Below are 21,463 nucleotides of genomic sequence, written 5' to 3'. Positions count from 1 at the left end.
AGCGCTCCATCACCGGCCACGACCCGTTCGTCGGCTGGGGCGTCGTCGACCCGGTCCGCGCCCTCGCCGGCGACGAGGACGACGCCCCGATCCCGCTTTCCGTCCCCTCCTCGTCTCCGGTGCGATCCGGCGTGACGCCCCGCACGAACAGGGCGTCGGCGACCGCTGGTCGAATGCGGTGGCGCAGCCCCGTATTCCTCGTCGTGAGCGGTCGGGGCCACGGGCGTCGCGATCTCCGGGGCGGCGACTGTCCCCCCGCCGGGCGCCCGGCGGGGGGCCTTGGCCGGTTGAGCCCGCCTACTGGGCGAGCGGTGTGCGCCTGCGTGTGACGGAGTGCAGGGTGATCGGTGCGCGGGCGTATCCGGTCAGGGCGTTGCTGTGGGTGCGCACGAGTGGTCCGGTCACTTCGATGGCGCTGACTTCCGGGAGCAGCGTGTCGAGAAGCGCTCCGATCTCCACCCGTGCGAGTGCCGCTCCGATGCAGTGGTGGGGCCCGTGCCCGAAGGCGACATGTGAGGCGCCCGAGCGGGTGATGTCGAACGTATGGGGCTCGGGGAAGGCGCGCGGGTCGCGGTTGCCCGCGGGCAGCCAGGCGGTCACCACGTCGCCGGCCGGAATGCGGGTACCGCCCAGTTGCACGGGGCGCAGCACGGAGCGGCTGACGTTCAGCCCCGTGGACGTCCACCGCAGGATCTCTTCGACAGCGCTCTTGCGGAGGTCCGGTGCCGTGCGCAGCAGGGCCCATTGGGCGGGGTGAGCGGCGAAGGCCACCAGGGATCCGGTCAGGGCGAGCCGCGAGGTCTCGTTGGCGGCCACGAGGAGGCTCAGGAGATTGAGCGCGATGTCGTTCGGGGAGAGCTCGCCGTCGTCGAGGCGGCCGAGCAGGGCTGAGACGACATCGTCGCCGGGGTGTTCTCGGCGCAGTGCCACCAGCCGGCCGAAGTAGGAGAGGATCTCGGCCCTGGAGGCACGTGCGAGAGCCGCTGCTTCCTCGGGCGCGGTCTGCGGGTCCTGCGCGGCCAGCACGCCGTTGGCCAGGTCGCACAACCGGAGTTCGTCCTCCTCGGGCAGACCGAGGATCTCGCAGGTCGCCGCCATGGGCACGCGCCAGGCGACGTCCTGCGCGAAGTCGATCGCCTGCTCTCCGGTCGTCGGCAGGAGTGCGGTGCGGACGATGGCCGCCATCCGGTCGGCGTACCGGCGTACATGTGCCGGTGCGAAGAAGCTCTGCATGGCGCTGCGCAGCGCGCGTCGGTGAGGCCCGTCGGTGACGACGAGCATCCGCTGGCTCGCCGGGTCGGGCGCCTGAGGGCCGAAGCCGAGGAAGACGCCGTATCGGGATGCGAACGACGTGTCGTCGCCCAGCACTGCCCGGATCTCCTCCCATCCGGTGACGGACCAGAACTCCGTGCCGAGGTACGGCGAAACCGTGCGCAGCACGGGGGAGGCGGTGCGCATCCTGTCCCAATGGGCGTGCGGAGGCCCGTCGTCGTAGGTGGCGGGATCACCGAGGTCCGGGACGGCTTGCGAGGGCCTGCCGGCGGCGCTCAGCCCGGACTGTGCGGACATGCCAGTCATGGGTCGATGCTGCGCCCTCGTTCCGACACTCCGGCTGACGCCCGGCCTGACGTCCGCCCTGACGTGGGGTGTCAGGTCAGGTGCACGCGGTTCTGTCACGCGTGGGGGGCAGTGTGGTGGCCACGACCGACGGGTCGGACCGCGGAAGGAGTCCCATGACCGAGAACGAGGCACGCCCCGCCACGGCTTCCGGCGAGGACGGCGGCTCCCCCGAGCAGGTGGAGGACGTCGTCGTGTCCCTCCTCGCCCAGATCCTCTACGTGGAGCCCGGCGCGCTGGACCGCAAGGCCGACTTCAACGCTCTGGGGCTCGACTCCATCCTCGCGGTGGAGTTCGCCACCGCGTTGCGGGAGGAGTTCGGCATCACCGTTCCCGCGGCCACCGTGTACGAGCACCGCACCCCGCGCGACTTCTCCCTGTACCTCGCCGCCCGTCTCTCGTCCTGACATGGCCGCCGTGACCAGGGATCAGGTACGCGCCAGCGTGTACCAGCACATCGCGCAGGTCCTGCCCGACGTGGACACCGGCCAGATCCCTCCGGGCGCCGGTCTTCGGGACCTGGGGGCCGACTCCATCGACCGCATGGACATCGTGGTGGGGGTGCTCGACACCCTCGGGCTCGAGGCGTCGGGGGCCTCGCTGGGGGGCGCCCAGGCCGTCGAGTCGCTGGTCGACGCGGTGTGGTCCCGGTGGCGTGCCGCACACCCCCAGGAGTCGATCCCCTGCACCGAGGAGGGGCCATGACTGCGCGGCCGGTCGGGATCCAGGCGCTGGCGGCCTATTGCGGTGTGGCCTACGTCGAGGTGAGCGAGCTCTTCGAGGCTCGCGGTCTGGAGACCGCCCGTCTGGACAACCTGTTGATGCGCCGCAAGAGCGTCCCGCTGCCGTGCGAGGACGTCGTGTCCTTCGCGGTGAACGCCGCCCGGCCGATCGTGGACTCCCTGTCCGCGACGGAACGGGCGCACATCGAAACGCTCATCGTGGCCACGGAGTCGGGCGTCGACTTCTCCAAGGCAGCCAGCACCTACGTGCACGACCTCCTCCGGCTTCCGCGCACCTGCCGCCTCTTCGAGGTCAAGCAGGCGTGTCACGCCGGGGTGGCCGCCGTGCAGTGCGCCGCCGCACTCACCGCGGTCTCCCCGACGGACGGCGCCCTCGCGCTCGTGGTCGCCGGCGACCTGCCCGCGCCGCGCCGTGCCGGATACGCCGAGCCGAGCCAGGGGGCCGGGGCGGTGGCCGTCCTGGTGGGCGAGGCGCGTCTGGCCGCCCTGACTCCGGGTGCGGGTGGGCTGTGTTCGTACGAGACGACGGACTTCTGCCGACCGCTGCCCGACCTCGACGTGGTCGACGTCGACCTGTCTCTGCTTTCCTACCTCGATTGTCTGCTCGGTTCGTTCGGGGACTACGCCTACCGCTTCCCGGGCGCCAGCTTCCAGGACTCCTTCGCGGGACTGGCCATGCACACCCCCTTCCCCGGCATGGTGAAGGGCGCACACCGCACCGCGCTGCGCAAGCTCGCCGGCGCCCGGCCCGCGGAGGTCGAGGCCGACTTCGCCCGCCGGGTGTCACCGTCTCTGGTGCTGCCGCAGCAGGTGGGGAACATCTACTCGGGGTCGACCCTGCTCGCGTTGTCGAGCAGTCTCGCCTCCTGGGCGTACGAGCCCGGCGCGGCGCTGGGCGTCTTCAGTTACGGCGGAGGCTGCTCATCGGAGTTCTTCGGCGTCACGGTCGGTCCCGATCGACCCGATCCGTCGGCGCTGAACGGGCTCCTGGCCGACGACACCGGCAGGACCCGCCTGAGCGTCCCCGCCTACGACGACCTGGTCGACCGGTCGGGGCAAGCCGCCTTCGGGGTCAAGGACGTCCGTCTCGACGTCGACGACTACCGGAAGCTGCTGCCCGCCGGGGAGGACAGGCTCGTCCTCTCCGCGATCGACGACTACCACCGTGAGTACGTCTGGGCCGGGAGCGAGCGATGAACGAGAAGTCCTCCGACATGGTGACCCTGCGCCGGGAACCCGGCGTGCTGCGCGCGACACTCAACCGACCCGAGGCGGGGAACGCCCTGCGACCCGAGGTCCTGGACGCGTTGCACCGCGCCATCGCCACCGCGGAGCAGGACGACTCCTGCCGTGCCCTGGTACTGGACGCCCGAGGCGAGCAGTTCTGCGCGGGCCTCGACCTGGCCCACGCCCAGTTGCCCGCGGCATGGCACGACGGCGGCGCCGACAGCACGTACTGGCGGTTGCTCAACCGCCTGCGGGAGACTCCCGTCGTCACCGTCGCGCTCGTGGACGGGCCCGCCACGGGCGGCGGAGCCGGGCTGGCCTGCGCCTGCGACCTGGTGGCCGTGGGCGATCGGGCGCGCTTCCGGCTCACCGAGGTGTTCCTCGGCCTCCTCCCGGCGATGATCATGCCTTGTCTGGCGCGCCGGGTCGGCGAGCAGCAGGTGTTCCGCATGGCCCTGCTCGCCCAGGACGTCGACGCCGCGGAAGCGGTGCGCACGGGGCTGGCCGATCTGCACACACCGGACGGCGGCGAGGCCGTGCGCCGGATCCTGGCCGGGCTGCGTCGCACCGATCGCACGACGCTCGCCGAACTCAAGGCCACGAGGCGCCTGTTGTTCCCCGCTTCGGCGGAGTACGGCCTCTACGCGGGCCGACTGCTGGGACGACGACTCGACGATCCGGCCGTGGTGGCCCGTATCGATCGCTTGCGCTCGGAAGGGTTGCTCACATGACGCGGGACTTCGGCACGGCGCGGTTGCAGGTCCAGGGACCCGTGGCACTCCTCCGGCTCACCGATCACGCGGGCGACAACGCGTTGCGCACGAGGCTGCGCATCGGGTTGGAGAAGGGGTTGGAGGCGGCGGTCGGCGACCCGGAGGTGCGGGTCGTCGTCGCGGCCGGGCTGGACACCGTGTTCTGCTCAGGCGCCCCGCAGGAGACGTTGCTGGGTGCCGACGGGGGACTGTCGCCGGCCGACTACGAACCCTTCGCCCGAGCTTTCGCCCGCTGCCCCCTGCCCGTGGTCGCGGCGATGCGCGGACACGCCATCGGGGGCGGACTGGCCTTCGGCCTGTACGCGGACGTGCCGATCCTCAGCGAACGCTCCGTCTACGCGGCCAACTTCCTCCAGTACGCCGTGGCCCCGTACGTGGGCGTCACCCATCTGCTGCCCCTTCGTCTGGGCTCGGCCCTGGGGACGGAGATGATCTTCACGGCGCGTTCCTACCGCGGTGCGGAACTGCGGGAGCGAGGCGCCGGAGTGCTGGTCGTCGGCCACCACGAGGTGGAGGAGACGGCTCGCGCGCTCGCGGTCCGCATCGCGCAAGCGCCTCGGCGCTCGTTGGAACTGGTCAAGGAGCAGACCTCCCACCGCTTGCTCGCCGACACGGAAGCGGCGATGGAACGTGAGCGGGAACCGCACCTGGAGTCCCGCGCGCTGCCCGACGTCCTGGAGCGCGCCGCCGGCTACGGACCGCCGTCCGCCGGCGGCGCCTTCCGTGCACGGGCGCGGCGCGGGACGTCAGGGACGTGAACGCACCCCGACACCGCTGCGGGGCGGCGGCCGCCCGACCGCGACGCCCTGCCACGGACCCGACGCGGCCGAGACGCGCGCCGGGGCCCGCACCACCGACGTTCCGCTCTCGTGCCCGCACCCGCGCCACCCCGCCAGGAGGCACCGATGCCGTCCCCCTCCCGCTCGCCCGTCGCCGTCGTGGGAATGGCCTGCCAGGTTCCCGGAGCCGATGACGCCCGAGGCTTCGCGCGGTTGCTGCGCGAAGGGCGCTGCCAGTTCACGGACGTTCCCGACGGCCGTATGCCGGGGTACGACTCCCGGTGGAGCGGGATCGCCACGATGAAGGCCGCGCTCATCGAGCGCCCGGACATGTTCGACGCCGGCTTCTTCACCATCTCACCCCGCATGGCGGCCTGGATGGACCCGCAGCAGCGCCTCCTGCTGGAGACGAGCTGGCGGGCCCTCGAGGACGCCGCCATCGCCCCCGACACGCTGGAGGGCACCGACACCGGCGTCTACGTCGCCAGCACCTCCACCGACTTCCGCGACCAGATGATCCTGGCGAAGGCCGCCGACCGGTATTCGGCCCTCGGGCTGCTGACGACGTTCCACGCCAACCGGATCTCCCACCACTACGATCTGCGCGGACCGAGCATCACCCTCGACACCGCGTGTGCGGGCGGCCTGACCTCGGTCGGGCTGGGAGTCTCCGCACTGCGCAGCGGGGAGATCGACCTGGCGATCGCCGGGGCGGTCAACGTACTGGGCCACGGCTACATGCACGCCGTCATGCTCCGCTTCGGCGCCGTGTCGCCGACGGGGAACGCTCGCCCCTTCGACGCGCGGGCCGACGGCTACGTGCGCGGGGAGGGCGTCTTCCTCTTCGTCCTCAAACGCCTGGAGGACGCCGTCGCCGACCACGATCCCGTGTACGCGGTCGTCCGAGGCTGCGCCATCACCCACGACGGCCGGTGCGGGGGCCTCGTCCGTACCGACCCCGCCTCGCAGGAGCGCCTGATCGGCCGGGCCCTGCGGCAGGCGGACGCGCACATCAGCGACCTCGGCTACGTGGAGGCGCACGCGGCCGGCACCCTCGTCGGGGACGCGGCCGAGGTGACGACCCTGTGCCACATGCTGCGGGCCGACCGCCGAGGCCCGGCTCCGGCCGGGCCGGACGGCAGACTGCGGGTCGGCTCGGTCAAGGCGAACATCGGGCACCTGGAAGGCGCCGCGGGCGCGGCGAGCCTGATGAAGGCCCTGCTGGTGCTGCGCTACGGCGTCATACCGCCGACTCCCAACTTCCGCACCCTCAATCCGGACATCGACCTCGCCGGCGTGCCCCTGGCGATCGCGGACCGGCCGCTGTCCTGGCCGCGCCAGGCCGGCCGCTCCCGCCTGCTGGGCGTCAACTCCTTCGGCGTCGGCGGCTCCAACGCCCATGTGCTTCTGGCCGAAGGACCTCAGCGCCCGGCCCGCGGGGCGTCTGCCACGCGCTCGTGGACGATCCCGCTCAGTGCGGCTACGCCACAGGCCCTCAGCGACCTCGCGGGGCGGCTCGCCGACCGCGTCGCCGCGACCCGGCCCGACCAGTTCCCCTCGGTCGTGCGCACCCTGCAACAGGGCCGCAGCCACCTGCGGCGGCGCTGCGTCGTACAGGCCGACGGCCCTGCCGACTGCGCGCGCACCCTGCACGCGCTGTCCCGAGGACTGCCGCACCCGAAGGCCCTCGCACCGGGGTCCGGGGCCCGAGGGCCTCGGACGCCGGTGGAGGCGTGGCTCGACGGTTCCGTCCGGGACTGGCCCGAGGAGGCGTCCGTCTCCGAGGACACTCCGCGCACCGGGCTGGCGCCGTACCCGTTCCAGCGAAGCGCCCATTGGTTCTCCCCGAACCCGCCCCCGGCCGTCGCCCCGCCCTTCGAGGTCCTTCCCGTCGACGGAGAAGGACCCCCGTGAGCACAGGAAGCGTCGTGCTGGCCGGCATGTCGGTCCTGACCCCGCTGGCCCACTCCCTGGAGGACTTCGACAAGGCACTGCGGGCAGGCCGCTCCTCCGTCGCGCTGGGACACGGAGGCGAGGCGGGAAGCCTCCTGGAGGGCTTCGGCGCGGCCGCATGGGCACGCGCCCGCCTGCCTGAGTCCGTTGCCCGTTCCGTGGCCAGGTCCTCCGCCCGAGCCGCACTTCCGGCCGCCACCGGATGCTGCGTCGCGGCAGCGGCGATGGAACAAGCGGGCCTCACGCCCGCTGAGCGCGCCGCGACCGCCCTGGTGGTCGCGGGGAACAACCTGGCCCTCGACTATCAGGCGCGTACGGTGCTGGCCCACGCCGCGACCGGCTCGGTCCGGCCTTCCCACGTCATCACCTGCATGGACACCGATGCCATCGGCACGATCAGCGAGGCCGTCGGAATCCACGCCGAGGGCTGGACCGTCGGCGCCGCTTCGGCGAGCGGCACCCTCGCGCTCATCGCCGGCGCACGGCTGCTGCGCGCCGACGAGGCCGAACACTGCCTGGTGGTCGCCCCCGCGGCCGAGCTGTCCGTCACCGAACTCCAGGCGTTGCGCGCCTCGGGCGCCCTCGCCGACCCGGCCGCGGACGAACCACGGCGTCTCTGCCGCCCCTTCGACACCGAACGCCGCGGATTCGTTCGCGGCCAGGGCGCCGCCGCCGTCGTCCTACGCCGTGCGGACGTCGCGACGGACCGCGGTACGTCCGGGTTCGCGCGCCTCACCGGCTACGGACAGAGCCTGGACGGCCACCGGGGCACCGAGCCGTCGCCGGCGGGCCAGGCTCTGGCCATGCGCAGGGCACTCCGCCGGGCCGCGCTCGATCCCTCTCAGGTGGACTACGTCAACGCGCACGGCACCGGTTCGGTCATCGGCGACGCCAGTGAGGCCGAAGCGCTGCTCGACGTGTTCGCGACCGGCCACCCGCCCCTCGTGAACTCGACCAAGCCCTTGATCGGCCACTGCCTCTCCGCGGCCGGCCTGCTGGAGGCCATCGCCGCGGCCCTGCAGCTGTGGGGCGGGTACGTCCATCCCAACCCCAACCTGCGCTCCCCCGCCGAGCCCCGCCTGAACCTCGTCGGCCGCCATCCGGTCCCGAGCACCGTGCGCACGGCTCTCAGCAACAGCTTCGCCTTCGGCGGGATCAACAGCACGGTGGTCCTCCAGCGGGACGAGGAAGAACAGGAGAGGAACCAGCCGTGACCGATGTCCTTCTGTTTCCCGGCCAGGGATCACAACGCGCGGGCATGGGGCGGGCGCTCTTCGACGCCCACACGGACCTCGTCGCGGCGGCCGGTGACATCCTCGGATGGGATGTGCGTCGTCTGTGCCTCGAGAACCCCGACGGCCTCCTCGACGACACCCGCTACACCCAGCCCGCCGTCTACGTCGTCAACGCCCTGGCCCTTCGCTCCCTGCGTGCCGGGGCCCGTCGCCCCTGGCCCGACGCGGCGCTCGGGCACAGCCTGGGCGAGTACAACGCGTTGGAGGCGGCCGGCGCCTTCGGCTTCCTCGACGGCCTGCGCCTCGTGGCCAGGCGGGCGGAGCTGACGGCCCGTGTGGACGGCGCCATGTGCGCCGTACTGGGCCTCGCCGAGGAGCACGTCCGCACGGTCCTGGCCGAACACCGGCTGACCGAGGTCGATTGCGCCAACCACAACACCCCCCGTCAGGTCGTGGTGGCCGGCGTCCGCGAGGACATCGAGCGGGCGGAGGGTGCACTGCGGGACGCGGGCGCACTGGACATCAGACGTCTCGCCGTCAGCGGGCCCTTCCACTCCCGTCACATGGCAGTGGTCACGAAGGAGTGGCAGGACGCGCTCGACACCGTGGACTTCCGCCCGCCCGCCTTCCCCGTCATCGCCAACCGCACGGCCCGCCCGCACCGGGCCGACCGCATCCGCGACGACCTCCGCGACCACATCACCTCGCCCGTGCGCTGGTACGCGTCGATCCGCTGGGTCGTCGAACACCACGCGGACGTCCGCTTCCGGGAGGCCGGGGATCGCGGTCTCCTGCTGCGAATGCTGCGCCAGATCAGCCCCGAACACGCCCCGCCTCCCGGCCACCGCCCGCAGGTCCCGCACGCGTGACCTCCGCCGCCCTGCCGCTCGTCCTACGGAAGTGACCATGGAACCCGCCCCTCGTCTCGGCCACACCGACACGCGCGACCTCCCCGCCGGATCGCGCATCACGGCCCTCGGCCACTACCGCCCCGCTCGGACCCTCACCACGGAAGAGGCCGCCGGCCGTATCGGCATCGATGCCGACTGGATCCGCAGTCGTACCGGGATCGAGGAGCGACGCATCGCGGCTCCCGACGAGACCGTGGTCGACATGGCCACACGCGCCGGGGAGAGGGCCCTCGCCGCCGGCGGTGTGCCACGGGGCTCCGTGGACATGCTCATCATCGCCACCTCGACCGCAGCGACCACGATCCCCAGCAGCGCCGCCCAGGTGGCGTCCCGGCTAGGGCTCGACCACCCCGGCGCGTTCGACCTCAACACGGCCTGCGCGGGCTTCTGTTACGCCCTCGCTTGCGCAGACTCCCTCATCCGCAGCGGCACGGGCCGAAACGTCCTGGTCATCGGCGCCGACAAGGCCACGGCGTGGGTGGACTGGTCCGACCGTGACACGGCGATCCTCTTCGGCGACGGCGCCGGAGCGGCTCTCGTCACCGCGTCGGAGACCGCCTGCGTCGGCCCCGTGGTCTGGGGCACGGTGGGCGAGAAGCACCGTGCCATCGTCCTCGACGAGCAGGAGCTCACCTTCCGCCAGGACGGCCCGTCCGTCTTCCGCTGGGCCACCTCACTGGGCCCCGTGATCCAGGAGATCTGCGAACGCAGCGGCGTGCGACCCGCCGACCTCGCGGCGTTCGTGCCCCATCAGGCGAACCTCCGTATCGTCGACTCGCTCGCGCGGGGCCTGCACGCACCCGACGCGGTGGTCGCCAAGGACGTACAGGAGTCCGGGAACACGATCGCGGCCACCATCCCGATCGCCCTGGCCCGTCTCGCCGAGCAGGGCGCCGTCCCGCCCGGCCTTCCCGTGCTGCTTTTCGGCTTCGGCGCGGGACTCGCCTACGCGGGCCAGATAGTCACCCTCTGAGTCCTGCGCCCCGCGACGGTGGGAGCGGCGGCGGCGCTCCGGCCCGGCGTCGCGGTCTCCCGATCGAGTCACCGCACCCGGCTCGGTGGGGCATCAGCACAGCCGCTCCCCCGCACCGATCGGTATGCGCGGCTTCACCGTCGCCGAGGTCGTCACGGCCCTGGAACGGATACCGCGCACCGACGCCGCCCGAACCGCGTTCATGCCGGCGGACTGGATGCGGTGCGCCCGTCCGGAGGCGGCTCGCTCGCCACCGCTGCGGCATCCGGTGACCCGCCCGTCGTCTCATGGCCTGCGACGGTCCGGCCCCCGCTCCTCGGACGGTGACACCGGGGCGCTCTCGTAGACCGGGCCGGACCACAGGTCGGGGTCGTGCCGGAGCACGCGGGTGAACAGCACGGACAGGCGCGGGCTCGGGTCCATCCCGAGCTCCTGGACGAAGCGCTCGCGGGCCTTCCCGTAGACGCCCAGAGCGTCCGCGACGCGGCCCGACCGGTACAGCGCCGTCATGAGCAGCGCGTACACCCGTTCCCAGAACGGATAGCTTTCCACGAGGTCCGCCAGCACCGCGACGACGGCCCTGTGTTCGCCCCTCAGCAGACGGATCTCGATCGTGTCGAGGAGGAGCGCCGCCCTTTCCTCCGAGAGCCGGGCCCTCATCCCCTCGGCAGCCGGCCCCAAGGAGAGCCCGGCGAACGCGGAACCACGCCACAGGGCCAGCGCCCGGTCCGCCACGAGAACGGCCTGTTCTGTGGCCTCGTGCCGGAGCGCACGGGCCTGCTCCGCCTGGGCGCGGAAATCGAGGACGTCCAGGGTCGTGTCCCGCAGTTCCAGGACGTAACCGGGGAACCGGGTCCGTACGACCGGGGCCCCGTCCACGGCCCAGGCGGCCAGGTCGCGGCGCAGGCGCACGACATGGGCGTACAGGGCGTTCCTCGTACGGTGCGGCGGATCGTCGCCCCAGACCTCCGTGACCAGGCGCGACGTGGGGACCACCTGTCCGCTGTTGAGCACGAGGACCGCCAGCAGTCGCGTCCTGCGGCACGGCGACAGCATCTGCTCGCGTCCGCCGGACTCGATGGTGAACGTTCCCAGGCAACGTATGCGCATACCCCCTCCAGGGTGCTCCGCGCTTCCCGGCCGGCCCGAGGCCCCCCGTGGCAGCAGCGGGTGCCGAACTCTCCAGTAAAGACCCTCCGGAGGTGCGACACCGGAGCGGCCGCCGTTCGTCGTGCGCGTTTCCGCCACCGTGCAGCCGCCTGTCCACCGCCGCCCCGAGGTCTCGCGCCGCGCGTCCCCTGCCACGCTCACGCGGACGACGCCCGGTCGTGCCGCGCTCCGCGGCGCCGGGCCACACCCGCGGGGTCGTCGAGGTGGTCGCCGGAGGGGTGCTCGCACACTTCGACCAGGCCGCGGGCGGCGCCGGCCGGTCGTGCAGCCAGGCCGCCACCCCGGGTCGGAGGGGCCCCAAGGCCGGCTCGCACCCGCCGGCCGGCCTGCGGTCCGTCCGGACGATCGCCCCGGCTCAGCGCACCCGGCCCCGTGGTTTCAGCGCCACCGGCGGGAGGGCGGGGGCCGGGAGGCGGCCGCCGTCGTAGCCCTTCACCTCGCCGAAACGGGCGCCGTTCGTCCAGTCCTCGCGGGCCTGCTCGATCTCCTCGTGGGAGCGGCCGATGAAGTTCCAGAACATGACGATCTCCTCCTCGAACGGCTCCCCTCCCAGCAGCATCAGCCCGGCGTCGGAGGCTGCGCGGAGCGGCACTTCGGTGCGGCCGCAGCCGAGGTAGAGCAGGGAGCCGGGCTGTACGGGCACGCCGTCGACCTCGGCCTCGCCGGACATCGACAGGACGGCGTACTCGAAGTCGGGGACCAGCGGCAGGCGGGCTCGGGCCCCCGCGGACAGGGCCATGTCGGCGCCGACGATGGGGGTGTACGCGGTGCCGGGCGAGGCGGCGCCGTCCAGTTCGCCGAGGATGACGGTGGCGGTGAGGCCGGGCGCCGTGACGGCGGGCAGGTCGGTGTGGTGCTGGAAGTGGGGCTCGACGTCGCGGTGCGCGTCGGGCAGGGCGACCCACAGTTGCGCGCCGTGCAGCAGTCGCGCGTGCGGTCGGGGGCTCTCCTCGGAGTGGCTGATGGCGCGGCCGGAGGTCATCAGGCCCAGCTCGCGGGGGCGCACCGTCTGCAGGCTGCCCAGGCTGTCCCGGTGCAGGACCTCTCCGTCGTGGAGCCAACTGACGGTCTGGAGGCCCATGTGGGGGTGCGGCGGGACCTGCATTCCGGGTTCGTCGGCGATGTCGTCGGGGCCGTAGTGGTCCACGAAGGCCCAGGCGCCGACCATGCGCCGGCCGAGGTTGGGGAGCAGGCGGCGGACCTCGGTGGACGCGCCGAGCCGGACGCGTCGGGGGGCGAGGAGTTCGCGGACCGGCTCGGCGGTGACGGAGCCGCGCCCGCCGCAGAGGACGGGGGTGGCCTGGGGGTCGGGATTGCTCATGGCGTTCAACCTATTCCCGCGGGGTTCGGGGGGGGCGGGGCCCGCACCGGAAAGCTTAGTGGAATGTTCAACCACTGTGCGCTGTTGTCATGGCTGAACGAACGGCGGGGCGGCCGGAGACGGACCGCCTCCGGGCAAGGAGGACACATGAGCGAGACCTACTACGAGTTCGGCACGGCCGCCGACCGGTGGGACCGGGCGCAGATGTTCTTCGAGGCCAAGGAGTACCTGACGGCGGCCCGGATCCTGGCCGGGCTCGTCGAGGAGGCCCCGGAGCAGGTCGCGCCGCGGCTGCTGCTGGCCCGCTCGTACTACCACTCCGCCCGGCTGGGCAAGGCGGAGCAGGAGCTGCGGACGATCCTGGACCGCGACCCGGTGGAGGGCTACGCGCGGCTCCTGCTGGGCCGGACGCTGGAGCGCCAGGGACGGCCCGCCGACGCGGCGCCGCACCTGCGGATGGCCGCCGCGTTCGCCGGTGACTTCGGACCGGACCCCGACCGGAGCTGAGTGCCGCACGGCAGGAGCGCCCCGCACGGTCTTCGTGCGGGGCGCTCCCTTCACCCGCCCGCACCCGCGTCCGACCTCGTGGCCTTCGAGGCGAAGGCATGGGACGGATGCGCGGTTCGCGAGGCTCGGGGGTGCGCCGGACGCGGTCGGCGGCGGTGATCGCGCCGGCGCCGGCGGCCCCGGCCGGATGCTCCGGAGGCGGCGAGGACGCGGCCGGAGGGGAGGCGGGCGGCTGGACTGCCCGGCCGCCGCAGTCGCACCAGTGAGCCGTGCCGCCTCCTCGCGGGCGCGCCGACGAGGGACCGACGGGGGCCGACGGGCACGGCTGACCGAGCGTCAGGAAGGTGGCTGATCGCTCCAGCCGGGCCGGACCAGCAGGACCGTGGAGACGATGCCCGCCTCGATCCGCCAGCGCCCCTCCAGGGTCGTCGGCAGGTCCGGATGGGTGAGCAGCAAGCGGGCGGTGAAGGACCCTTCGACCACGTCGTCCTCCGCAGCGCCCGCCCCCGCGCTCCCCCACCGCTGGAAGGTCAGATCCGCCTCGGTGAAGTCGAGTTCGGTCCGCGTGATCGGATACCACGTCTTGAAGACGCTCTCCTTCGCGCTGAACAGGACCCGGTCCCAGTGGACGGCCCCCGCCTCCTCCGGTGCGGGCGGGCCGATCCGCTCGCGTTCGGCGGGCAGAGTGACCAACTCCCGTACGCCGGTGGGCAGCGGGGCGTGCGGCTCGGCGTCTATGCCCAGCGCCAGCACGTCCGCGGCACGGGCCAGCGCCGCCGCGCGGTAGCCGTCGCAGTGGGTCATGCTGCCGACGACGCCTTCGGGCCACAGGGGCCTGCCGCGGTGGCCGTGGAGCACGGCGACCGGTGGCAGGCCGAGCCCGGCCATGGCGCGGCGGGCGCAGGCGCGCGCTGTGGTGAAGTCGTTCCTGCGCTTGGCCACGCTGTTGGCGATGAGCGCCTCCTCCTCCGGGAAGAGGGCCGCGTCCGGCAGGCTCACCGCGCGGGTGGCGGCGCAGGAGACGTCGGCGGGCAGCATCCGCTCGATCACGAGACGCCTCCGTCGGTGTGCCGCCGTGCGGAGCTCCCGGCGGCGGTGGTGCGGTCCGGGGCGGCGGGCTCGCCCGCGTACGGGAGGATCTGGCGCAGCAGTCCGCGCGGGTGTCCCCGCTCGCGCCACTCGCGGGGGTAGCCGATGGAGACCTCCTCGAAGCGCACCCCGTCGTACCAGGTCGTGCGGGGGATGTGGAGGTGGCCGTAGACGACGGCCGCGACGTTGAAGCGCCGGTGCCAGTCGGCGGTCAGTTCGGTGCCGCACCACTGCGCGAACTCCGGGTACCACATCACCGACGTGGGCTCACGGACGAGGGGCCAGTGGGCGGCGAGGACGAGGGGCGTCTCGGGGTCGTGCTCCGCGAGCCGGCGTTCGGTCCGGGCGACGCGGGCGCGGCACCAGGCCTCGCGCGTCGGGTAGGGGTCGGGGTGGAGGAGGTATTCGTCGTTGCAGACGATGCCGGACGCGTGCGCGACGGCCAGCGACTCCTCCTTGGTGGAGGCGCCCGGCGCCCGGAAGGTGTAGTCGTACAGGAGGAAGAGCGGCGCGACGGCCACCGGTCCGTCGGGCCCCGGCCAGAGGGGGAAGGGGTCCTCGGGGGTGCTCACGCCGAGGCTGCGGCATATCTCGACCAGGTGGGTGTAGCGGGCCTCTCCGCGCAGGCGCACGGGGTCGGCGGCGACGGTCCACAACTCGTGGTTGCCCGGGGCCCAGACCACGTGGGCGAAGCGTTCCGCGAGGAGTCCGAGGGCCCAGCGGACGTCCTCGGGGCGCTCCGCCACGTCGCCCGCGACGATCAGCCAGTCCGCGTCGGTGACGGGGTGCAGGGACTCCACGATGGGCCGGTTGTCGGCGACCGCTGCGTGCAGGTCGCTCACGGCCAGCAGGCGGCCCGGCCCCCGCGACCGGGCCCCGCCGCCGGGGGCAGCGGTGGCGGGGGGCGGGACGGCGGCGGGGGCGCCGTGCGGTGCGGGATCGCTCGGAACGGTCATGGGCGCTGGTTCCCGATCTGTCGGCAGTGGTCCGGCTCCGTCCGCACGGCGTGGAGCCGCTGGGACGTAGCCTCTCACGGCCGCCTCGCCGGACTCCTGGGGTTTCGGTGAACGGGCCCGCCGGCGCGGCCGAGCCCGTGCGCGATCGGCGCTTCCGTCCGTCGCCGGGCGCCGCCCGCGCCGCCGGACGGGCGCTCCCTGGGGGCCGGTACGGGCGCGGTGGGTCACTTCTCGGCGCGGCGGGCGTTCAGTTCGTTCACGGCGCCGAGCGCGTCGCCGACCGTCGTGTAGTCGACGGCGACGAAGGTGACCGGTCGGCCGCGTTCCCGTTCGCAGGCACGGGCCCGGTCCAGGACCCAGTCGCGGGTGTTGACGCGGCCCGCGTCCAGGCGGCTGCCGCCCGCGTCGGTGACGAAGTGGTTGAGCAGGAACAGGCGTCGGCCGGTGCCGCCCCGGTGCGGTGCGCAGGTCATCTCCGCGGGGCTGCGGAACGCGAACGGGGTCTCCATCGCGTACCGGTAGAAGTTGCGGTACCAGGGGGCCGGGCCGTCGGCCTTCTCGGCGAACACCACGAGCCGGCGGCCGCTGTCGATCATCTCCCCCAGCGTGGGCCACGGTTCGCGCGGGTCGTCGGACGGGGTGTGCAGGAGGTCGGCCAGGCCCGCCGCGCGGAAGGCCCTTACGGTGTCCTCGGGACTGATCTCGTCCTGGACGATCAGCGTGAGGATCTCGGTGGGGTGGGCGCGCAGCCAGTCGCCGATGTCCCCGAGCGCCGGGCCCAGTTCGGTCGCCCCGGCGCGGCAGACGCTGTGGCAGAGCCAGAGGCCGGGGCGCGGGGGGTTGGCCCGGTCGATGGCGCTGGAAATCAACTTCCGCTGTTCGGGGGTGAATTCGGCGCTGTCGAGCCGTGCGGCGATGTCCTGGGGGCGCTCCCAGCGGTAGGTGTCGAGTTGGAGGGCGCGGACACCGGTGTCGAGCTGGGTGGTGATGTCGGGGTCCTGGAGGGGGCTGATGAACCGGTCGGCCGTGGTGGACATGGCGTTGTGCGCGGTGAGGTAGGCGACTTCGTCGTAGCGCAGTTCGCACAGCCGGCTGCTGCCCAGGCAGGGGCGGGGCGCGGACGGGCCGAGGACGGGAGGGACGACGAGGACGCCGGCCAGTGCGGCGCAGGCGACGCCCGCGGCGGCCCCGCGCAGGGCGGCGGGGGCCGGCGTCCGGTCGGGGCGCACCAGGATCGCCCAGCCCACGCCGGTGAGGAGCGCGCCGCCGGCGAGGGCGGCGAGGGCGGCGTTCAGCCCGGTGGTCACCACCTGGTCGACGGCGTTGTGCTGGAGGTCGTCGACGAGCGCGGTGACGCTCGGGGGCCAGGAGGACGGGGTGGCGAGGAAGCGTCCGCGGGCCGACCCGACGGCGGCCGCGGCCGCGGCGGCCGCGGCGCCTCCCCCGGCGAGCGCCTGCCCCAGCCGCATCAGCCGCCGGGCGGGGGCGGTGGGGCCGGTGGACCAGAGCACCGCGAGAGCGGCCAGGGCGAGGGTGGTGGCGAGGGCCTGGAGGGCGGGCAGGAGCCGGATGGCGGCGCGCGCCCGCTCCAGGGCGGTGAGGTCGCCGCCCGCGGCGGCGAGCGTGTCGGTCAGCTCCCATGTGCCGCTCCGCAGGGCGGTGTCGAGGTCGGCCGCCGCACTCCGTGAGCCGTCCGCGAGGACGGCCGCCGCGGTGACCGCCAGAGCCGTCGACACGTCGCCGTCCGCCAGGGCCACTTCGATCTCGGGCCGCAGCGCGGCGCGTTCCGGGCCGGGGACGGCGGCCAGCAGGACGCCGGCGGCCCGATCGGCCTGGTCCTCGGTGAGCGGCAGGGCGGGCAGGTCGGGGGCCCGGCCCTCCTTCAGGGCGTCGAGCGCGGTGGTGAGGTCGGCGGCGAACCGCTCGAAGTCCGGCCGGTCGCGGCCCTGGAGGTCGGCCACCAGGTCGCCGAAGTAGACGCGGGCGAGTTCCCCGAGGTTGGCCAGCACCGGGGCGAGGTCCACGGTCAGTCGCAACTCGTCGCGCTCGCCGCGCAGATAGGCGGTCACCGCGTGGATCTGCTGGTCGGTGAGGGCCCGTACGGTGTCGGGCGGCAGCACGATCTTGACGTTGGACGTCACCAGCGTCTCGGGCACGGGCAGGCGGGCCAGCAGGTCGCGGGTGAGGGGCGCGAGCTCCGGGTCGACGAGCACCTCGGTGTAGAGGCGGTCGTACGCCGACTCCTCGTCCAGGACGGCCTGGTAGAAGCCGGGCGAGGCGACGGTGGCACGGGCGGTGGCGGTGAGCGCGACCACCGCCACGGACACCGCGGCCAGCACGAACGCGAGCACCGGGACGAGACGGCCCCGCCGGCGCGCGGCGGCGGGCCGGAACGGGTGCGTGATCGGTTCGGCGCTCACCCGCCCAGCCTATGCGGAACGCTGGATTCCCCGCGGTCGCCTCCCCCTGCTCCGACGAGGCGTCGGACTCCTCCCGTGGGCCGGGGTGGCGGTGGGCGCGGGCGTGACGGGGTCAGCCCCGGTCCGCGGTGACGCGCGCGGTGGAGCGGCCGGTGGGCGGTGGCGGCACCGTGGGCCGCCCGGCGGCGGTCCTGGCGGGGCCCGAACCGGTGCGGGCGGACGGCGCCGGCGTCGCGGGGGCGGAGCGGGCGCGGGTGGCGGGGCCCCGGTCGTCCGGCACGGTGCGCGCGGCCCTGGCCGTGCCCCGGAGGCCGGGCGGCACGGCCGCCGACGGGCCGGCGGTGCGGGTCGAGGGCCTGCGCCGGGTGGAGGTGCGGGGCGGGGTGGCGTACGCCGGAATCCGCAGCAGGGCGAGGACGGCGGCCGCCGTCGCGGCCAGTGGGACGAGGAGGAGGGCGGGGTGCAGCAGCCCGGCGTACACCAGCGTGCCGATCGCCGTCGGCACGGCCGCCCAGAGGGTCAGGAGGACCGCGGCCCCCGGCACCGTGACGCGGACGCGGCGCAGCCGGTGTGCGATGTGGTCGTCCGCGCCGCGCAGGAGGGGGCGTGCGGCGCGGCGGCGGGAGACCGCGACGAGGGCGGCGTCCGCGAGGGCCACCGTCGCCAGGGCGGGCAGCGCCGCCCACGCGGGGCGTCCGGACGGGGCGGCCGCGTGGCTCAGCGCACCGCAGGAGGCGAGCACGAAGCCGGTGAACTGCGCGCCGCAGGCTCCGAGGTGGAGGCGTGCGGGGTGCCAGTTGTGGAGCAGGAAGCCGAGGAGGCCCGCCGCCAGGGCGGCCGGGGGCAGGGCGAGCCCGAGGGCGCCGTCGAGGGCGGCGCACGCGATCAGTCCGGCCGCGACGACGATCCCGACGGCGGTCAGCGCCCCGTCGCAGTGGTCGAGCAGGGCGAAGGCGTTGGTGACGAGGACGATCCAGAGCCCGGCCAGGGCGCCCGCCACCGGGGGCAGCCCGGCGAGGCAGACGACGAGGACGGCGGCGGCCGCCTGGGCGGCGATCCGGACGGCGGCCCACAGCGGCCTCAGGTCGTGGAGCAGGCCGAGGGCGGCGACGAGCGCGGCCCCGGCGAGGACGCCGGCCACGGAGTCGGCGAAGCCGTCCGCCGCGCCGAGCCACAGGGCCGCTCCGGCCGCCGCGCCGGCCCCGAGGACGGCCGTCGTGCCGCCCGTCCTGCGCAGGGTCCTGACCCGTGGCGAACGCCCGCCGGGCCGTTCGGGGGCGTGGGGGCGGAGCGCCGCGCGGCGGACGCCCTTGGCGAGTACGACCGTGATGAACAGCGCGGCCACACCGGAGGCGATGATCCCCAGCACGTTCACCTGCCCTGCCTTTCCTCGTTCGTGACCTCGGCACGGGGCGGTGGGCGGCACAAGGGCGGCCGCCCGGTCCTCGGCCGTTGCGGGTCGGGGGACACAGGACGCCACGCGGGTGGCGTTCCCCCAACCTACGACCCAATGTCATTATTTTCCCCAAATAACACGAAAAGAGCGTCGTATTGTTCGAGAACCCCGACGCCGCGGGTCCGGCCCCGGTCGGCCGTGCGGCCCAAGGCGCGCGGAGGGGGCTGGAGTTCACGCCCCGCACCGGGCGGTCGCGGGGGTGGGCCGGACGGGGCACGGGGGCGGGACGCGGCGGTCGCGTCCGGCGGCGGGGCGCCTCGGTCGCCCGCGGGGGCCTCCGGCGCGAGTCCGTCCGGCGGGTCGGGGCGTACGGACGCCGCTCGCGGGCGGCTTCCTGACGGTCGACCAGGTGACGCGTCATCCGATCACCCTCGGGTGCGCCTCGTTCGCCCTTCCGAGCGGGTCGCGGTGGAGGCCGTCCGCGTGGAGCGGCACGGGGGGACGGGGTCGGACTGCCGGCCCGCGGCCCCTCGCGCCCTCCCCGCGCGTCAGGCCCCGCCACCGCACCGGCGCGCAACGCACCGCGCGCGGCGATGGTTCAGGCGGCTTCGCGCCGCTCGCCGCCGGGCGCGAGGACGCCCAGCCCGAACAGGTCCACGACCTGGTCGACCAGCGCGTCGGCCCGAGACGCGTCGAGGTAGCCGTCGACGAACATCTGCGAGAGGCCGTAGACCAGGGCCTGGGCGGCGATCACGACCAGCTCGGGGTCGGCCTGCCGCAGCTCGCCCCGCCGCTGCCCGGCGGTGATCAGCTCGGTGGCGCCCTGCGTGAAGGCGCGGCGCCCCTCCTCCAGCGCGGGGGTGCGGTCCGCGCCGAACAGCGCGCCGCGCAGCAGGGTGAACCGGTGCGGGTGGTCGAGCGCGTACCGCACGAACGCGGTGCCCAGCGCCCGGAACGGGACGGAGTCGGCCGCGCCCACCGCCGCCGACTGGATTGCGCCGAAGTCCAGCGCGACGGCCTCGGTCACGGCGACCAGCAGGGCGGCCCGGTCGGAGAAGTGCCGGAACGGGGCCGCCGGGGAGACGCCCGCCCTGCGGGCCACCTCGCGGACCGTCACCGCCTCGACTCCCCCCTCGTCCAGCAGGTGGACGGCGTGCTCCACCAACGCCTGCGGCAGAGATCCGTGGTGGTAGGGCCGACCAGCCTCCCGCGTGCTCATGCCGCCAGTCTTACCACACCTTGACACCGCCTCCGAAGGCGCATGTAATCAGCGATCACACGCATGTATTCGCTGATCACATTGGAGTGTCCATGGATCTGCGCCACGGTGGTCGGGCCCACGACGCCGACGCCGAACTCCGCCCCAGCCAGGGGGCCGTGCCCGAGGCCCTCCGCACCCTCCCCGTCCCCCGGAGCCTCGGCCGCCCCTTCCACGGCCAGTGGGTCCACGCGTGAGCGCCGGACGCGGCGACGGCCGGCTCACGTCCTTCGCACGCGGCGGCCTCGTCTTCGACGTCGCGGACCGGGGCCCCCTCGGCGGGGACGTCGTGGTGCTCCTGCACGGGTTCCCCCAGCGGGCGGACTCGTGGGACCCGCTCGCCCCGCTGCTGCACGCCTCCGGCTACCGCACGCTCGCGCCCGACCAGCGCGGCTACTCGCCCCGTGCCCGGCCGCGCGGCAGGTTCTCGTACCGGATGTCCCAGCTCGCCGAGGACGTCGTCGCCCTCGTGGAGGCGGCCGGCCCCGGCCGCCCGGTGCACCTCGTCGGTCACGACTGGGGCGCCGCGGTCGCCTGGACGCTCGCCGCCGCCCGGCCGGACCTGGTGACCACCCTGACCGCCCTGTCCGTCCCCCACCCGGCCGCCTTCCTGCGGGCCGTCCTCACCAGCCGCCAGTTCCTGCGCTCCTGGTACATGGCCTTCTTCCAACTTCCCCTGCTCCCCGAGATCCTGATACGCCGTCTGGACCCGTCCGCCGCACCGCGCGTCACCGAGCGGATGGCGGCCGGGCAGAGCGCGGCCAACCTCGCCCGCGACCTGGAGTCCCTGGTGGCCTCGGGCTCGCTGACCCCGGCGCTGCACTGGTACCGGGCGATGCCCTTCAACACGCCGGGCCGGCTGGCCAAGGTCGCGGTGCCGACCCTGTTCGTGGACAGCGACGGCGACCCGGCGCTGGGCCGGACGGGCGGCGACCTCACGCGGCGGTACGTGACGGGCCCGTACACCCGCCGCACCCTGGCCGGCGTCGGGCACTGGATTCCGGAGCAGGCCCCCCGCGAAGTGGCCGAACTGCTCCGCGTCCACCTCGCCCGCTGACCCCGCGGCGGGGGGGGGGGGGGGGGGGGCGGGGGGGGGGGGGGGGGGAAGGGGGGGGGGGGCGGGGACGGGGGGGGA

At 74.3% G+C, this 21,463-nt stretch carries 20 protein-coding genes; 12 read left to right on the top strand and 8 right to left on the bottom strand.

Annotation, left to right across the window (positions count from 1 at the left end; translation table 11 throughout):
- Window positions 1-297 precede the first annotated feature (297 nt).
- Window positions 298-1,578, bottom strand: a complete 1,281-nt coding sequence (locus ACZ6EJ_RS26270; protein WP_469270534.1) for a cytochrome P450 — start codon at window positions 1,576-1,578, stop codon at window positions 298-300.
- Window positions 1,579-1,733: 155 nt separating this feature from the next.
- Here ACZ6EJ_RS26270 and ACZ6EJ_RS26265 point away from each other — a divergent pair, with 155 nt between their 5' ends.
- The 9 genes from ACZ6EJ_RS26265 to ACZ6EJ_RS26225 all read left to right on the top strand — a co-directional run bounded on the left by ACZ6EJ_RS26265 (window position 1,734) and on the right by ACZ6EJ_RS26225 (window position 10,211).
- On the top strand, window positions 1,734-2,024 hold the full coding sequence (locus tag ACZ6EJ_RS26265; RefSeq protein ID WP_469270532.1) for an acyl carrier protein: 291 nt from the start codon (window positions 1,734-1,736) through the stop codon (window positions 2,022-2,024).
- A gap of 10 nt (window positions 2,025-2,034) precedes the next feature.
- A complete protein-coding gene (locus ACZ6EJ_RS26260) occupies window positions 2,035-2,322 on the top strand; it encodes a phosphopantetheine-binding protein (protein WP_469270530.1) in 288 nt (95 codons plus the stop codon).
- Window positions 2,319-3,557 carry a hydroxymethylglutaryl-CoA synthase family protein gene (locus ACZ6EJ_RS26255; protein WP_469270528.1) on the top strand — a complete coding sequence of 413 codons (1,239 nt, stop codon included), beginning with the start codon at window positions 2,319-2,321 and terminating at the stop codon, window positions 3,555-3,557. The genes ACZ6EJ_RS26260 and ACZ6EJ_RS26255 overlap by 4 nt, the downstream gene beginning before the upstream one ends.
- A complete protein-coding gene (locus ACZ6EJ_RS26250; protein ID WP_469270526.1) occupies window positions 3,554-4,318 on the top strand; it encodes an enoyl-CoA hydratase/isomerase family protein in 765 nt (254 codons plus the stop codon). Before ACZ6EJ_RS26255 ends, ACZ6EJ_RS26250 begins: the two co-directional genes overlap by 4 nt.
- Complete coding sequence (locus ACZ6EJ_RS26245; protein ID WP_469270524.1) at window positions 4,315-5,118, top strand: polyketide synthase; 804 nt, start codon at window positions 4,315-4,317, stop codon at window positions 5,116-5,118. The genes ACZ6EJ_RS26250 and ACZ6EJ_RS26245 overlap by 4 nt, the downstream gene beginning before the upstream one ends.
- Window positions 5,119-5,265: 147 nt before the next feature.
- On the top strand, window positions 5,266-7,053 hold the full coding sequence (locus ACZ6EJ_RS26240; RefSeq protein WP_469270522.1) for a beta-ketoacyl [acyl carrier protein] synthase domain-containing protein: 1,788 nt from the start codon (window positions 5,266-5,268) through the stop codon (window positions 7,051-7,053).
- A complete protein-coding gene (locus tag ACZ6EJ_RS26235; protein WP_469270520.1) occupies window positions 7,050-8,306 on the top strand; it encodes a beta-ketoacyl synthase N-terminal-like domain-containing protein in 1,257 nt (418 codons plus the stop codon). The genes ACZ6EJ_RS26240 and ACZ6EJ_RS26235 overlap by 4 nt, the downstream gene beginning before the upstream one ends.
- Complete coding sequence (locus ACZ6EJ_RS26230) at window positions 8,303-9,196, top strand: ACP S-malonyltransferase (RefSeq protein WP_469270518.1); 894 nt, start codon at window positions 8,303-8,305, stop codon at window positions 9,194-9,196. The genes ACZ6EJ_RS26235 and ACZ6EJ_RS26230 overlap by 4 nt, the downstream gene beginning before the upstream one ends.
- Before the next feature lie 37 nt (window positions 9,197-9,233).
- Window positions 9,234-10,211: a beta-ketoacyl-ACP synthase III gene (locus tag ACZ6EJ_RS26225; protein ID WP_469270516.1), complete on the top strand. Its 978-nt coding sequence runs from the start codon at window positions 9,234-9,236 to the stop codon at window positions 10,209-10,211.
- 285 nt (window positions 10,212-10,496) lie between these two features.
- On the opposite strand, the gene ACZ6EJ_RS26220 is transcribed toward ACZ6EJ_RS26225, so the two are convergent.
- Both ACZ6EJ_RS26220 and ACZ6EJ_RS26215 read right to left on the bottom strand, forming a co-directional pair.
- Window positions 10,497-11,321, bottom strand: a complete 825-nt coding sequence (locus ACZ6EJ_RS26220) for an AfsR/SARP family transcriptional regulator (RefSeq protein ID WP_469270514.1) — start codon at window positions 11,319-11,321, stop codon at window positions 10,497-10,499.
- 415 nt (window positions 11,322-11,736) lie between these two features.
- Window positions 11,737-12,702 (bottom strand): pirin family protein, encoded by a 966-nt coding sequence (locus ACZ6EJ_RS26215; protein WP_469270513.1) that lies wholly within the window; start codon window positions 12,700-12,702, stop codon window positions 11,737-11,739.
- A 147-nt stretch (window positions 12,703-12,849) separates the two neighbouring features.
- Between ACZ6EJ_RS26215 and ACZ6EJ_RS26210 the strand changes: the two genes are divergently transcribed.
- Window positions 12,850-13,209 (top strand): tetratricopeptide repeat protein, encoded by a 360-nt coding sequence (locus tag ACZ6EJ_RS26210; RefSeq protein WP_469270511.1) that lies wholly within the window; start codon window positions 12,850-12,852, stop codon window positions 13,207-13,209.
- A gap of 336 nt (window positions 13,210-13,545) precedes the next feature.
- On the opposite strand, the gene ACZ6EJ_RS26205 is transcribed toward ACZ6EJ_RS26210, so the two are convergent.
- The 5 genes from ACZ6EJ_RS26205 to ACZ6EJ_RS26185 form a co-directional block, all read right to left on the bottom strand.
- Window positions 13,546-14,259 (bottom strand): 4'-phosphopantetheinyl transferase family protein, encoded by a 714-nt coding sequence (locus ACZ6EJ_RS26205; protein ID WP_469270509.1) that lies wholly within the window; start codon window positions 14,257-14,259, stop codon window positions 13,546-13,548.
- On the bottom strand, window positions 14,256-15,254 hold the full coding sequence (locus ACZ6EJ_RS26200) for a metallophosphoesterase family protein (protein WP_469270507.1): 999 nt from the start codon (window positions 15,252-15,254) through the stop codon (window positions 14,256-14,258). The genes ACZ6EJ_RS26205 and ACZ6EJ_RS26200 overlap by 4 nt, the downstream gene beginning before the upstream one ends.
- A gap of 224 nt (window positions 15,255-15,478) precedes the next feature.
- Window positions 15,479-17,674, bottom strand: a complete 2,196-nt coding sequence (locus tag ACZ6EJ_RS26195) for a PI-PLC domain-containing protein (protein WP_469270505.1) — start codon at window positions 17,672-17,674, stop codon at window positions 15,479-15,481.
- A gap of 112 nt (window positions 17,675-17,786) precedes the next feature.
- Window positions 17,787-19,049 carry an MraY family glycosyltransferase gene (locus tag ACZ6EJ_RS26190; RefSeq protein WP_469270503.1) on the bottom strand — a complete coding sequence of 421 codons (1,263 nt, stop codon included), beginning with the start codon at window positions 19,047-19,049 and terminating at the stop codon, window positions 17,787-17,789.
- A 619-nt stretch (window positions 19,050-19,668) separates the two neighbouring features.
- Complete coding sequence (locus ACZ6EJ_RS26185; protein ID WP_469270501.1) at window positions 19,669-20,289, bottom strand: TetR/AcrR family transcriptional regulator; 621 nt, start codon at window positions 20,287-20,289, stop codon at window positions 19,669-19,671.
- Between the two features lie 92 nt (window positions 20,290-20,381).
- Between ACZ6EJ_RS26185 and ACZ6EJ_RS26180 the strand changes: the two genes are divergently transcribed.
- Window positions 20,382-20,525 (top strand): hypothetical protein, encoded by a 144-nt coding sequence (locus ACZ6EJ_RS26180; protein ID WP_469270499.1) that lies wholly within the window; start codon window positions 20,382-20,384, stop codon window positions 20,523-20,525.
- Complete coding sequence (locus ACZ6EJ_RS26175; protein ID WP_469270497.1) at window positions 20,522-21,385, top strand: alpha/beta fold hydrolase; 864 nt, start codon at window positions 20,522-20,524, stop codon at window positions 21,383-21,385. The genes ACZ6EJ_RS26180 and ACZ6EJ_RS26175 overlap by 4 nt, the downstream gene beginning before the upstream one ends.
- Window positions 21,386-21,463: the final 78 nt, after the last annotated feature.

It is taken from the genome of Streptomyces sp. NPDC041970, from assembly GCF_055588985.1.
The sequence above is the reverse complement of the archived record's forward strand: the minus strand, read 5'-3'. Positions and strand labels throughout refer to the sequence as shown.